The organism is Burkholderia sola, from assembly GCF_905400185.1.
Lineage (GTDB): Bacteria > Pseudomonadota > Gammaproteobacteria > Burkholderiales > Burkholderiaceae > Burkholderia > Burkholderia sola.
On sequence record NZ_FR989676.1, the window covers coordinates 2,999,468 to 3,014,028 of the forward strand.

Below are 14,561 nucleotides of genomic sequence, written 5' to 3' on the forward strand. Positions count from 1 at the left end.
TCGCTTCCAATGACCACATAGTGCGATACGGCGCGCCGCCATTGACACGCAAACGCCGTGCATCCACGCGGCGCTTCCTTCCACGCCCGCTCACATTCCGATGCTGCAACGAACGACTCGTGCGTGCGAGCGACGCGCATTGTCGCGCCGCCGTGCCGCGAACCGGTTCCGCTCACCGGCTCCGCCATTACCGTCGCGCACGACGCCACGCGTGCAGTGATGCCCCCCGTTGTCAGAACTGACAGCTATGGAAAATGGCAGCTACCCGAACGGCATCGACGCCCTACGCTCGTCACCGCTCGCGGCCCCACAAGGGCCGGGGGTTCCAGTAACGTCGCCTCTCCTAAAAAAGGACTCCCGATGAAAAGGAACGCCTGGTTTGCCCTTCCCCTTCCGTCGCCCCGCCGCCTGGCGTGCGTGGCACCGCTCGTGTTTGCCGCCGCCGCGGCGCACGCAGCGACGGATTGGGTCGATACCCATACGAAGGCCTTTCTGACCGGCCCGCAGTTGATGGCGCGCAGTGCGGCGCCGTCGCTCGAACTGGCGGCCGGTGAAACGACCAACGTCGTCGTCAGCCTGAAGCTGCGCAACGCCGCTCAGCTCAAGCAACTGGCGCGCGACGTGAACCGGCCCGGCAGCGCGCATTACCGCCAGTACCTGACGCACGAGCAGTTCCTCGCGAACTACGCGCCGACCGATGCGCAGGTGAAGTCGGTCGTCGACTATCTGCACAAGAGCGGCTTCACGAATGTCGAGGTCGCGCCGAACCGGCTGCTGATCTCCGCCAGCGGCACGGCCGGCACGGTGAAGGCCGCGTTCAACACGTCGCTCGTGCACTTCGAGTACGCGGGCCGCTCGGGGTTCGCCAACACGTCGACCGCGCAAGTGCCGCGCGCGCTCGGCGACGTGGTCGGCTCGGTGCTCGGGCTGCAAAGTGTCGCGCGTGCACGGCCGATGCTGCGCATCGGCAACGTGGCGAAGCCGCAGGCGCTCGCGGCCGGCACGGCGACGGGCCACTATCCGAAGGAATTCCCGGGCCTCTACAACGCGACCGGCGTGCCGACCGCGGCCGGCGTGACCGTCGGCATCGTCACGATCGGCGGCGTGTCGCAGACGCTGCAGGACCTGAAGCAGTTCACGTCGAGCAATGGCTACGGCACGGTCTCCACGCAGACCGTCAAGACCAATGGCACGGGCGGCAGCTACTCCGACGACCAGGACGGCCAGGGCGAATGGGATCTCGACAGCCAGTCGATCGTCGGCTCGGCCGGCGGCCAGGTCGGCAAGCTGGTGTTCTACATGGCGGACCTGAACGCCGCCGGCAACACGGGCCTCACGCAGGCGTTCAACCGCGCGGTGTCGGACAACACCGCGAAGGTGATCAACGTGTCGCTCGGCTGGTGCGAAACCGATGCGGACGCGGACGGCACGCTCGACGCCGAGGAGCAGATCTTCACGACGGCCGCCGCGCAGGGCCAGACGTTCTCGGTATCGTCGGGCGACGAAGGCGTGTACGAGTGCAACAACCGCGGCTATCCGGACGGCTCGAACTACACGGTGTCGTGGCCAGCTTCGTCGCCGCACGTGCTCGCGATCGGCGGCACGACGCTCTACACGACGTCGGCGGGTGCGTTCTCGAACGAGACGGTGTGGAACGAAGGGCTCGATTCGAACGGCAAGCTGTGGGCGACGGGCGGCGGCGTCAGCACGATTCTGCCCGCGCCGTCGTGGCAGTCGGGCAGCAATCGCCGGTTGCCGGACGTCGCGTTCGACGCCGCGCAAAGCACGGGCGCGTACATCTACAACTACGGCCAGTTGCAGCAGATCGGCGGCACGAGCCTCGCCGCGCCGATTTTCACGGGCTTCTGGGCGCGTCTGCTCGCGGCGAACGGCACGGGCCTCGGCTTCCCGGCCGGCAACTTCTATGCGGACATTCCGTCGCATCCGTCGCTCGTGCGCTATGACGTCGTGTCGGGCAACAACGGCTATCAGGGGTATGGCTATACGGCGGCCACCGGCTGGGATCTGACGACCGGCTTCGGCAGCCTGAACATCGCGAACCTCAACCAGTTGATCAAGTCGGGCGGGTTCTGAGCGATGCATGAAGACCGGCGCGCGGCGATGGCTTGCCGCGCGCCGGTTGTAACTGCCCCGCGCTACTCCGTCGCCGGCTCCTCCACGCGTTCCGACACGACCGGCGCGCCGGCCCGATGCGACGGCGCGAACAGCCGCAGCCCGCTCGCGACGCTCGCCGCACCCGCGAAACCCGCACCGAGCATCAACGCAAGCGTCGGCCCGTGGCGGCCCGCGATCCCGAACGACAGCGCAACCAGCGCCGCACCCGTCGCCTGCCCGATCAGCCGCGCGGTCGCGATGATCCCGCTCGCGCCGCCGCTGCGCTCGGGCGGCGCGCTCGACATCAGCGCTTTCAGGTTCGGCGACTGGAAGAAGCCGAAGCCCGCTCCGCACAGCATCATTCTCCAGCCGATGTCGACGACGCCCGGCGACACCGGCAGCGCGGCAAGCGACACCATCCCCGCACTCAGCAACGCGAGGCCGATCGCGCCGAGCAGCCCGGGCGGATAACGGTCCGACAGCCGCCCCGCGATCGGCGCGGCGAGCGCGACGATCGCCGACCACGGCGTCATCAGGAATCCCGTCTCGACCGCACTGCGATGCAGGACGGTTTCGAAATAGAACGGCAGCGACACGAACGCGAGCCCCTGCGCGGCGAACGCGCAGACGGCGGTCAGCGCGGACAGCGTGAACACGGGCCGGCGAAACAGGTCGACCGGCAGCATCGGCGCCGGATGCCCGGCCTGGCGGCGGATCAGCAGCCAGCCGAATGCGAATGCCACCGCGGCCGCGGCGAACACGACGGAGAGCGGCCCGCGCTGCGCGAATTCGCCGAGCGCGAAAATCAGCGACGCGAACGTGATCACGTTGAACAGCGCGGCTACCGGATCGAATACATGCTTGCCGCGCGCCGTCTGCGGCAGCGACGGAATCGCCACCGCGAGCGCGAACGCGCCGAGCGGCACGTTCACCGCGAACAGCCACGGCCACGCGGCCACCGACAGGATCAGCGACGCGATCGTCGGCCCCACCGCGAACGACACGCCGACGACGAGCGCGTTGAAGCCGACGCCGCGCCCGAGCCGGTGTGCGGGAAACAGACCGCGGATCAGCGCGACGTTGACGCTCATGATCGCGCTCGCGCCAAAGCCCTGCACGATGCGCGCGGCCGTCAGCATCGGCAGTGTCGACGCGAGCGAACAGCCGAGCGACGCCAGCGTGAACACCGCCAGCCCGGCGACATACACGCGCTTGTGGCCGACGATGTCGCCGAGCGACGCGAACGGCAGCAGCGTCGCGACCATCGCGAGCTGGTACGCGTTGATGATCCATACGGACGCGGCCGGCGACGCATGCAGGTCGGTCGCGATGGCGGGCAGCGCGGTGTTCGCGATCGCGGTGTCGAGCGTCGCGAGCGCGACGGCCAGCAGCACGGCGGACATCGCACGCCAGTTGACGGCCGGCTCGTGCGCGCCGGCAGGGGAAGCGAATTCGGACAAGATGGGCTCGGCTGACGAGCGACGCGCGGCGTCGCGGATTGAGCAGTGCGGCGGCGGGCGTACCGGACGGCAAGACCGGCGCGCGCGTTGCCGCGATCCGTATTGTTGCAGAGCCGCATCGAACGTGCAGGCGGCCGCTTCGTCAGTCAGCGAAACGAAAGCTTGCGGGATGCCGTGCCTGGCGCGCGGCATCGTTGAGTGCACAACGATCGACGATCCGGCGGCTGCCGGGCGGCCCGTCGGGCTCGCGCGCAGCGTCGTCGTGCGGCGCCGGGGGCCGGCCCGGCCGCGGCTGCCGGCGACGCCGTCGCGCCATCACGTCAGGTCGACCAGGTCACGACACCGCACGCCGCGCATTGCGGCCGCGCAGCCATTCGAGCGCGAGCAGCAGGCTCGTCGAGAAGATGATCAGGATCGTGGCGAGCGCAGCGATCGTCGGACTGATGTTCTCGCGGATGCCCGTGAACATCTGGCGCGGCAGCGTCGTCTGGTCGGCGCCCGCGAGAAACAGCGTGACGACCACTTCGTCGAACGACGTCGCGAACGCGAACAGTGCGCCCGACATCACGCCCGGCGCGATCACCGGCAGCGTCACGCGGAAGAACGTCGTAACCGGGTTCGCGCCGAGCGACAGGCTCGCGCGCACGAGGTTATGGTTGAAGCCCTGCAGCGTCGCGGCCACCGTCGTCACGACGAACGGCACGCCGAGCGCCGCATGCGCGGCGATCAGCCCCGTGTAGGTATTCGCGAGCCCGAGCGGCGCGAAGAACAGGTACATGCCGACGCCGACCACGACGACCGGCACGATCATCGGCGACAGCAGCACGGCCATCAGCAGCCCCTTGCCGCGGAAGTCGGCTTTCGTCAGGCCGATGGCCGCGAGCGTGCCGAGCACCGTCGCGACGACGGTCGCCGACGGCGCGACGATGAAGCTGTTTTTCGCGGCCATCCGCCATTCGTCCGATGCGAGCAGGTTCTCGTACCAGCGCGTCGAGAAACCCGGGATCGGATAGACGAGGAACGTGCTCGACGAGAACGACAGCGGCACGATCGCGAGCACCGGCAGGATCAGGTACAGCAGCGTCAGCACGACGAGCACGCGCAGCGCGACGTACCACGCGCGCTCGACGAACGACATGTGCGGCGCGAACAGCGGCCTGGCGAGTTTCATGGTCGGCATCCCCTTCCCGTTTCCCTGTGCCCGGCGCTCAGCCGAGGCTCACGTTGGTGCGCGTGAAGCGCCCGTACACCGCATACAGCACGAGCGTCGCCGCGAGCAGCAGCCCGCCGAGCGCACACGCCATGCCCCAGTTGATCGTCACGTTCGTGAAGTACGCGACGTAGTAGCTGACCATCTGGTCGTTCGGCCCGCCGAGCAGCGCGGGCGTGATGTAGTAGCCGATCGCGAGGATGAACACGAGCAGCGCGCCCGCGCCGACGCCCGGATAGGTCTGCGGCACGTACACGCGCCAGAACGCGGCGAACGGATGGCTGCCGAGCGACACGGCCGCGCGCTGGTAGGTCGGCGGAATCGACTTCATCACGCTGTAGAGCGGCAGGATCATGAACGGCAGCAGGATGTGCGTCATCGAGATATACACGCCGACGCGATTGAACAGCAGCGTCAGCGGATGCGAGATCAGCCCGCTGCCGAGCAGCGCCGTGTTGATCAGCCCTTCGCTCTGCAGCAGCACGATCCATGCGGCGACGCGCACGAGTACCGACGTCCAGAACGGAATCAGCACGAGGATCATCACGAGGTTCGCGCGCCGTTCCGACAGCGTCGAGATCCAGTACGCGAGCGGATAGCCGAGCAGCAGCGCGAACACCGTGACGGCCACGCCGATCACGAACGTGCGGCCGAAGATCGCGACGTAGATCGACTGGTCGGGGTCGGCCTGCACGATGTGGCCGAAGCCGTCCTGCTTGTGGTCGAGCGCGGCGAGCAGATAGAACGGCGACACCTGGCTGCCGTTCTTCGCAATCGACTGCCAGTACGCGACGTCGCCCCAGCGCGCATCGAGATCGATGAATTTCGCGCGCGTCTGCGCGGGCGTCAGCGCCGCGTCATTGTCGCCCTTCAGCGGCATCGCGCGCGCCGTCTTCGCGACGAGCGAGCGATAGCCGGGAATCTCGGTGTTCAGGCGCCGTGCGAGCGCACCCATCGCTTCGCTGTCGGCCACCTTCGTCATGTCGGCCGCGAGCGCGACATAGGCCGCATCCGCCGGCGGCGTCTTGCGATCCCAGCCCGACAGCGCGGCGACCGTGTTCGGCAACGCGGTCGCGATCTCCGGGTTCTGCACCGCGCGCGTGAGCAGCGTGCCGATCGGCACGACGAAAATCAGCAGCAGGAAAATCGCGAGCGGCGCGATCAGCAGCAGCGCCATCGTGCGCTTGCGGGACTCGGCGGCCTTCAGCTCGCGCTTGAGCGCGGCGGTCGACGGCGAGGAAGGCGCGATCGTCATCGTATTCAAGAGTTCTCTCCGGCCGGGCACGTTCCGGCGGAATGCCGCGCGACGCGATCGACGCGTCGCGCGGCCGGTTGCATCACGACACCCGTGAGGACGCCTGATCGCTTACTTCGTTGCCCACGCGGCGAAGCGCTGTTCGAGCTCGTCGCTGTGGTCGGTCCAGAAGCCGATGTCCTCCAGTACCGCATTCTTGCCGTTGGCCGGCGAGTTCGGCAGGTTCGCGAGCGTCTTCGCATCGAGCGCCTTGATCGCGGCGACGTTCGTCGGGCCGTACGCGATGTGCTGCGCATACGCCTGCTGCGGCTTCGGCGTCAGCGAATACGCGATGTACTGCTCGGCCAGCGCCTTGTTCGGCGAGCCCTTCGGAATCGCCCAGTAGTCGAGGTCGTAGATGCTGCCGTTCCACACGACCTTCAGGTTCTTGCCTTCCTTCTGCGCGGCGTCGATGCGGCCGTTGTACGCGGTCGACATCACGACGTCGCCGGCGACGAGGAACTGCGGCGGCTGCGCGCCCGCTTCCCACCACTGGATGTACGGCTTCAGCTCGTCGAGCTTCTTGAACGCGCGATCCTGGCCGGCCTTCGTGCCGAGCACCTTGTAGACGTCCTTCGTCGCGACGCCGTCGGCCATCAGCGCGAATTCGAGGTTGTACCGCGCGCCCTTGCGCATCCCGCGCTTGCCGGGGAATTTCTTCACGTTCCAGAAATCGGCCCAGCCGGTCGGCGCAGACTTCAGCTTGTCCGCGTTGTACGACAGCGCGGTCGACCACACGAAGAACCCGACGCCGCATACCTGCGGCGCTTCCGGAATCAGGTCGGATTTCTTCGCGATCTTCGACCAGTCGAGCTTCTCGTACAGCCCTTCGTCGCAGCCGCGGTTCAGGTCGCCCGATTCGACTTCGACCACGTCCCAGTTGACGTGCTTCGCCTCGACCATCGCCTTCACCTTCGCCTGCTCGCCGTTGTACTCGACGGCCGTGACCTTGTTACCGGTCGCCTTCTCGAACGGCTGGTTGAACGCGGCCTTCTGCGCGTCGCCGTTCGCGCCGCCGAAGTTGACGACCGTGAGTTCGGCAGCGCTGGCCGATGCGCCAAACGCGACCAGTGCCAGCGCGAGCGCCGTACGGCGCGCGGTAAAGCTTGCTCGTTTCATGATGGTTCCTCTCCTCTCGTGGTGGAAGTGGGCATTGTTGTTGACGACGTGCTGCGGAAAACCGGGTAAACCATGCTCACGCGAACACGCGCAGGTGTTCGGGCGAGAATGCAAGCGAGACCGGTGCGCCGGGCGAGAACGCGTCGAGCGCGCCGGTGCCGAGCGGCACCTTCACGAAACATTCGTCCTGGCCGGGCAGTGCGCAGCGCATGCGCACGTGATCGCCGAAATAGATGAGGCTGCGCGCCTCGCCGCTCACGCAATTGGCGGCGGCGCCATTCGCGCCGTTTGCGCCGTTCGAGCCATGTGCGGCGAGGCTCATGCGCTCGGGGCGGATGCACGCGACGGCCGGCGCGCCCTCGGCGGCTTCGCCGATATGGCGGCCGACGAGCTTCGTGCCGTCGTCGAGCCGGAATTCGCAGAATTCGCCGTCGACGCGCGCGATGGTGCCGCGCAGCCGGTTGCTGTCGCCGATGAAGTTCGCGACGAATTCGTTGCACGGCGATTCGTACAGGCGGTCGACGGTGTCGAGCTGCTGCACGATGCCCTTGTCGAACACGGCGACGCGATCGGACATCGTCAGCGCCTCGCCCTGGTCGTGCGTCACGTACACGAAGGTCACGCCGAGCTTTTCATGCAGCGCCTTCAGTTCGTACTGCATGTGTTCGCGCAGCTGCTTGTCGAGCGCGCCGAGCGGCTCGTCCATCAGCACCAGCTTCGGCTCGAACACGAGCGCGCGGGCCAGCGCGATGCGCTGCTGCTGGCCGCCCGACAGTTGCGCCGGATAGCGTTTCGCGAAGCGTTCCATCTGCACCATCTTCAGCGCATGCGCGACGCGCTCCGCGCGCTCGCCGACCGGCAGCTTGCGCACCGTCAGCGGATACGCGACGTTCTGCTCGACCGTCAGATGCGGAAACAGCGCGTAGTTCTGGAACACCATGCCGATGTTGCGCTTGTGCGGCGGCACGCTGTTCAGCAGCTCGCCGTCGAGGCGGATCTCGCCGCCGGTCGGGAATTCGAAGCCGGCCAGCATCATCAGGCAGGTCGTCTTGCCCGAGCCGGACGGCCCGAGCAGCGTCAGGAATTCCCCCCGGTGGATGTCGAGGTCGAGCGATTTGACGACCAGCGTCTCGCCGTCGTAGGTCTTCCGCACGCCGCGAAAGCTGACGATCACATCATCGGACTTCATCGTGGCTGTCCCCTTGCTGCGCAACAAAACGTTTTTGAGATGGACCCACTATACGGCCCGCACGGTTCTATACTAGGGAACCATTTCAATATTCCTAGTAGGACCACTTTGGATACCGTGATCCTCGCCGACTGGCTGTCCGCCCGTCTGGACCGCAGTTCGCCCGAACCGATGTACCGGCAACTGCTGCAACTGATGCAGCAGGCCATCCTGACCGGCGAATTGGGGCCCGGCACAAAGCTGCCGAGTTCGCGCACGCTCGCGGGCGACCTGTCGATCGCGCGCAATACGGTGCTGCACGTATACGACCAGCTGACGGCCGAAGGCTACGTGCTGACGACGACCGGCAGCGGCACCTACGTGGCCGACACGCGGCCGGACGCCGCCGCGATCCGCGTGCCGGGCGCCGCGCCGCCGGCGTCGGCCACTGGCGAACCGCCGCCGCCCGACGCGCAGCGCAGCCTGTCGATGCGCGGGCGGCAACTGGTCGAGCATGCGGGCGTGTCGCGGCGCCAGTGGGGGGCGTTCATGCCGGGCGTGCCGGACGTGTCGGAATTCCCGAGCCGCACGTGGAGCCGGCTGCAGGCGCGACTGTGGAAGGAAGCCAATCCGGAGCTGCTGACCTATGCGCCGGGCGGCGGCTACCGGCCGCTGCGGCGCGCGCTCGCCGACTACCTGCGCGTCGCACGCTCGGTCAAATGCTCGCCGGACCAGGTGATCATCACGACCGGTATTCATCAGTCGATCGATCTCGCGGTGCGGCTGCTGTCTGACATCGGCGATCGCGCGTGGGTCGAGGAACCGTGCTACTGGGGCGTGCGCAGCGTGCTGCAGGCGGCCGGCCTCACGCTCGCGCCGGTGCCGGTCGACCAGGAAGGGCTCGACCCGCGCGCGAGCGACATGCAGCATCCGCCGCGGCTCGTGCTCGTCACGCCGTCGCACCAGTACCCGCTCGGGATGGTGATGAGCCTCGCGCGGCGCCGCATGCTGCTCGAATATGCGCGCCAGCACCGCTGCTGGATCATCGAGGACGATTACGACAGCGAATTCCGTTACGGCAGCCGCCCGCTCGCGTCGCTGCAGGGACTCGACGAGGGGGGCCGCGTGATCTACGTCGGCAGTCTCGGCAAGATGCTGTTCCCGGGGTTGCGGATGGGCTACATGGTCGTGCCCGAGCATCTGGTCGACACCTTCCGCACCGGGCTGTCGGAGCTGTATCGGGAAGGCCAGCTGATGCAGCAGGCCGTACTCGCCGAATTCATCATGGACGGCCACCTCACTTCGCACGTCAGACGAATGCGCACGCTGTACGGCGAGCGCCGGCAACTGATGATCGACGCGATCCGCGCGCGCTTCGGCGACGCGCTGCCGGTAATGGGCGACGAGGCCGGCCTGCATCTGGTGCTCGGCCTGCCCGACGCGTGCGACGATCGCGCGGTCACGCAGAGCGCATTCGACGCGGGCGTGATCGTGCGCCCGCTCACCAGCTACTACAGCAGCCTCGACACCGCGCGGCAGGGTTTGCTGCTCGGCTATGCATGCGTCGCGCACGAAGGCATTCGCCCCGCGTTCGACACGCTCGCCGATACCATCGAGCAACATCTGCCGCGGAACATCACGCGCGCCGCGTGAAGCCTGCCGCACACGGCGGCGCGCGGTTCGTCAATGCGCGCTGCCCGCGCCGCGATCGAGCGACGCCGCGCGCACGGCTTCGCCGGGCTTCGTGAACACACGCTGCCGCAACGCGGCAATCTGTGCGTCGCGATCCTGCGGCGACAGGCCGGCCGATTCGATCTGCGCACGCTGCGCCGCATAGTCCGCGTAACGGCCCTGCCACGACGCGTCGTCCTGCTGCATCTGCGCGACGCGCGCGGCGGCCTCGGGGCCGAGCGTCTGCGTCAGTTGCGCGCGCATCGCGTCAGGCGTCGCGCCGCGCTTCTGCAATTGCGCGATCCGGTCGATCGCGGCGCGTTGTTGGTCCACCCGCTGCTGCGCCGCGCGTTCGTCGGCCGGCATCTGCTGCTCGAGCGCCGCGAGCCGCTCGGCCTTCTGCGCATCGGTCAATGAGCGATCCTGAGTGATCTTCAATCGTGCGAGGTCGTAGCGCTGCCGCCACTGCTCCGCGCCGAAGAACGGCTGGCTCCAGTCGCCGAGCGTGCGATAGGCGATCGACGCGCGCTGGTCGAGCGCGAGCTGCAACGCGCCCAGGTCGGACTTGTCGACCGCGCCGGCATCGCTCAATTTGGCGAGCGCATCGAGATACGCGCGATACCGGTGCCACACGTCGAGCGCCTCGGCCTGCGCGACCGTGCCGTCGAGCTGCGCGGCGATCTCGCGCACGACGAACGCATCGAGCGCCACCGCGCTCAGGTCGCTCTGCGCGGTCAGGCAATAGTCGAAGAAATCGCGCACCGCGCGCGACTTCGCAAGATGGCCGCCTGCATCGAGCGGCAGGCGCGGCGCGCTGGAACCGGCGAGCGACGTCGGCAGGTCCGTACTCGCCGGTACGGCCGGCTGCGGCGCGGCGGCCGTCACGCGGCTCGTCGCGGGTGCATCCGGCACGTCACCCGCGGCGCCCGTGCCGCGATGCGATCCCGCCGCGCTCCACATCGCGACGCCGGCAATCGCCGCCAGCCCCACGACACCATAGATCGCCGCGCGCCGCGCCAGCGGCGCGCGCCCTTCACGTGCCGCCATCGATCACACGCCCGCGATTTTCAACCGGTTCGCATGCGTGCGGATCACCGCGACCGGATCTTCCGCATACGCGCCACGCACGCCGAGCAACTGGTTGATCTCGTCGATGTGGTTCCACTTGTAGCTCGTGCTCAGCACCTTGCCGTACAGCGCGCTGCACTTCGATACGAGCCCGTCGTTCTGGCCCGAGCCGCGGTTGATCATCACCGTGCCGGTTCCATACAGCGCAAGCGTCGACAGATCGAGCGCGTTCGCCGGATCGATCACCGGAATCGTGCTCGTGTCCGTCGCGCCCGTCGCGCCGAGCACGGAAAGCGTCGGCTGGATCGCCGTGCCGGCCCACGAATACAGCAGATGCGTGTTGCCGCCGACGGTTTCGGTCGGCGCACCGGTCTGGCAGCTCCCTGGCGCGCCGAGGCCCGCGCTCGGATAGTTCTGGTTGTAGGCGGCGGCCTGCGCGGTCGTCAGCGTCTTCAGTGCAGCGAGGGCATCCTGGTTCGTGTTGTGGCTGCTGTTCGTCAGGATCCCGAATACATTGACGAACGCGGCGATCACCGTCGAAGACAACCCGGTCGGATCGTATGCGAGCACGCCCTGCACGAAGTCGGCGAACTCGGAGCCGCGATGCGGCGTGCCGATCGTCGTCACCGACGCGACGAGATCGGGTGCGACGGCCGCGACATAGCGCGACGTCAGCCCGCCCTGGCTGTGCCCGACGAGATTGACCTTGGTCGCGCCGGTCGCCGCGAGCACCGTCTTCACGTAAGCGAGCAGTTGTTCGCCGCGCCCGTTCGGGCCGTCGTCGCTCTGGAAGCCCGACAGGTTCGCGACGTAGACGGTCGCGCCATGCTGCTGCAGGTCTTCCTGGATGCCGTACCAGTAGTCGAGTACGCCCGCATACTTGTCGGTGCCGGTCAGCCCGTGCACGAGAATGATTGGATAGCGCGTCGTCGCATAGTCGTCGGCGGGCGCGGTTGCCGCCATCGCCGTGTGCGTCGTCGCGAGCGTCGTCAGCGCGGTCGACGCCGCGAACGGCGCGACGCTCATCGCGCATGCCACTGCCCCTGCCATTACCCTGGAACGCATCGATCTGGCCATGCATGTTCTCCTGATTATTGTGCTGCCGGTGCGAATGACACCGGATCGACACGCACGCCGCATTGCGCGCACCGCGCGGGTCGAATGCGGGAGTGAAGCACGACTCGCGAACGTTTGCGCCCCGACTAGATACGGTTCTCTAATCGGTTGACGCGCGCCGCCCGTTCGGGCGGTGCGGCGTCCAGGCACGCGCATGCTGCGACGCACACGCGCGATGCACGCTACAGCTTCGCGCTCACGCGCACCCATGCGGTACGCCCCGGCTCCATCACCGGCGCGTTCGCCGGATAGCCGAAACCGGCATTGCCGGCGAGGTTCAAATGCTCGGTGTAGGCCTTGTTCAGCACGTTGTCGACGCCGACCGAGATCTGCACGGTCTTGCTGACGTTGTACTGCGTATGCAGCGACAACACGCCGAATCCGGCGCTCGGGCCGAAGTCCTTGCCGACCACGTTGCCCTCGTTCGGCGCATAGCGATGCTGCGGCGCAACGATGCGCCACAGGCCGCCCGCCGACCATGCGCCGCGCGTGTATTCGAGCCCGATGCGCGCTTCGAGCGGCGGCATCTGCGGCAGCGGATCGCCGCTCGCCACGTTGCGCCCCCACGCATACGCGAGCGACGTCTCGATGCGCAGCGGCGCGACCGGCCGCCACGACACACCGGCTTCGCCGCCCATGATCTGCGCGTTGACGTTGGTCGCTTGCGTGGTCGGGCCCATCATGCCGGCCGCATAGTTGAACAGGATGAAGTCCTGGACGTAGCCCGCGTACGCGGACACCCACGCATCGAAGCGGTCGCTCTTGTATTGCGCGCCGACGTCGAGCTGGGTGGTTTTCTCCGGCTGCACCGCCGAGAACGCGTTGACCGAACCGGCCGGCCCGCGCGTCGCGGAAAACAATTCCCAGTAGTCCGGATAACGCTCTGCGTGGCCGATCCCCGCGTACCATGTGACGGGCAGCGACGCGAGATCGCGCTCGTAGCGCACGAAGCCGCTCGGCAGCACCTTCATCCGATCGTCGTCGAACGTCGGATTCGGCTTGCTCGTCATCATCCCGGGCGTCATCGCGCGCTTGTCGCCTGCGCTCGCATAGTCGACGCGCGCGCCGCCGATCACGCGCGCGACGTCGCTCGTATACCACGTCAGTTCGCCGAACACGCCCGCGTTCCACATCGTCGCCTGCGCATCCCACGGCTGGTTTCGGTAGTTCTGCCGCCCCATCGACGAACGCGAATCGAGCCGGTTCGACTGCGCATCGACACCCGTGACGAGCTTGACGTCGTCGCCGAAGCGCAACGTCGCGGCCGCACGCGCGCCGACCGTGCGGCGGCGTACGTCTGCGGCCATCCGCATCGGCATGCTGCTCGTCGGATCGGGCTGCCGCAACGTGGTGTTGTCCATCACGTGATCGGCTTCGTTGTAGTACACGCGCGCCTCGATCCGGTCGAGCACGTCGCCGAGATGTCGCTTGTCGAACGACAGCCCGAACGTCTCGCGGCGGAAATGCGCGCCGTCCATCCCGCGGCCCGCATAGCGCGCATAGCCGTCGCCGGTGCCGGCGGTCAGCTCGACACGCGTATGGTCGTCGGGCGTCCAGCCGAGCGCGGCATCGGCGTTCCATTTGTCCCACTGCGACGGCACGGTGTGGCCGTTGCCGTCCTGGTAGTCCTGCGAATGCGCGTGGTTCGCGGTGACGCGGCCATAGACGTCCGGCGTGCCGGCGGTCAGGTCGAGGTTCTGGTCGTTGCGGCCGAACGATCCGCCGACGAGGCTGCCGTCGAAGCGCATGCCGGGGCGCTCGAAACGCGGCGTCACGCGTTCGAACAGCACGGTGCCGGCCGACGCGCCCGGACCGTACAGCACGGTCTGCGGCCCCTTCACGACGGTGACCTCGTCATAGCTTTCCGGCGCGATGTACGACGTCGGCGCATCCATCCGGTTCGGGCACGCGCCGAGCGTCGGCATCCCGTTCGCGAGGATGTTCAGCCGCGATCCGAACATCCCGCGCAGCACGGGGTCGCCGTTCGTGCCGCCGCTGCGGATCGACGTGAAGCCCGGAATCGTCTTCAGGTAATCGGCGCCGTCGCTGGCGGGCAGCGGCTGGCGCGGCGCCTTCGGATCGGTGACGACGACGAGCGGCGTCGACAGCGGCGACGCGACGACTTCGACGGGCGGCAACAGCATGGCCGCATCGCCCGTCGGCGCACCGGCAGCATGCGCGGTGTCGGCTGCGGCAGCGCCCGCGGTCAGCGCGCCGACGGCCAGCGCGCGGACGGTGAGTTTCAGCATGCGCGGTAAAGGCCGCGCACCGGCATTGCGTGGCGCACGCGGCGCACGCAACTGGAAATTGGTCATGATCGAAAGCCCGAGTGACGCCCTC

10 protein-coding genes are annotated in these 14,561 nt (G+C 68.0%); 2 read left to right on the top strand and 8 right to left on the bottom strand.

The annotated features are described in order from the left end of the window. Positions 1–360: 360 nt before the first annotated feature. Entirely contained in the window at positions 361–2,094 is a 1,734-nt protein-coding gene (locus tag KR541_RS29825) for a S53 family peptidase (RefSeq protein WP_050011299.1), read from the top strand. A gap of 62 nt (positions 2,095–2,156) precedes the next feature. On the opposite strand, the gene KR541_RS29830 is transcribed toward KR541_RS29825, so the two are convergent. The 5 genes from KR541_RS29830 to KR541_RS29850 all read right to left on the bottom strand — a co-directional run bounded on the left by KR541_RS29830 (position 2,157) and on the right by KR541_RS29850 (position 8,387). Then, a complete protein-coding gene (locus KR541_RS29830) occupies positions 2,157–3,575 on the bottom strand; it encodes an MFS transporter (RefSeq protein WP_080334132.1) in 1,419 nt (472 codons plus the stop codon). 334 nt (positions 3,576–3,909) lie between these two features. After that, positions 3,910–4,746: an ABC transporter permease gene (locus KR541_RS29835; RefSeq protein WP_050011405.1), complete on the bottom strand. Its 837-nt coding sequence runs from the start codon at positions 4,744–4,746 to the stop codon at positions 3,910–3,912. Between the two features lie 37 nt (positions 4,747–4,783). Continuing rightward, positions 4,784–6,040 carry an ABC transporter permease gene (locus tag KR541_RS29840; RefSeq protein WP_050011300.1) on the bottom strand — a complete coding sequence of 419 codons (1,257 nt, stop codon included), beginning with the start codon at positions 6,038–6,040 and terminating at the stop codon, positions 4,784–4,786. A 111-nt stretch (positions 6,041–6,151) separates the two neighbouring features. Next, the gene (locus KR541_RS29845) at positions 6,152–7,198 is read right to left on the bottom strand and encodes an ABC transporter substrate-binding protein (protein ID WP_050011301.1); all 1,047 of its coding nucleotides are present in this window, start codon (positions 7,196–7,198) and stop codon (positions 6,152–6,154) included. Positions 7,199–7,274: 76 nt separating this feature from the next. Next, positions 7,275–8,387 (bottom strand): ABC transporter ATP-binding protein, encoded by a 1,113-nt coding sequence (locus KR541_RS29850; protein ID WP_050011302.1) that lies wholly within the window; start codon positions 8,385–8,387, stop codon positions 7,275–7,277. 108 nt (positions 8,388–8,495) lie between these two features. Between KR541_RS29850 and pdxR the strand changes: the two genes are divergently transcribed. Then, the gene (pdxR, locus tag KR541_RS29855) at positions 8,496–10,019 is read left to right on the top strand and encodes a MocR-like pyridoxine biosynthesis transcription factor PdxR (protein WP_050011303.1); all 1,524 of its coding nucleotides are present in this window, start codon (positions 8,496–8,498) and stop codon (positions 10,017–10,019) included. 30 nt (positions 10,020–10,049) lie between these two features. On the opposite strand, the gene KR541_RS29860 is transcribed toward pdxR, so the two are convergent. The 3 genes from KR541_RS29860 to KR541_RS29870 form a co-directional block, all read right to left on the bottom strand. Beyond that, a complete protein-coding gene (locus tag KR541_RS29860) occupies positions 10,050–11,084 on the bottom strand; it encodes a lipase secretion chaperone (RefSeq protein WP_089489153.1) in 1,035 nt (344 codons plus the stop codon). A 3-nt stretch (positions 11,085–11,087) separates the two neighbouring features. After that, positions 11,088–12,182, bottom strand: a complete 1,095-nt coding sequence (locus tag KR541_RS29865) for a triacylglycerol lipase (protein WP_050011305.1) — start codon at positions 12,180–12,182, stop codon at positions 11,088–11,090. Between the two features lie 221 nt (positions 12,183–12,403). Continuing rightward, positions 12,404–14,536: a TonB-dependent copper receptor gene (locus tag KR541_RS29870; protein ID WP_050011306.1), complete on the bottom strand. Its 2,133-nt coding sequence runs from the start codon at positions 14,534–14,536 to the stop codon at positions 12,404–12,406. Between the last annotated feature and the right edge of the window lie 25 nt (positions 14,537–14,561).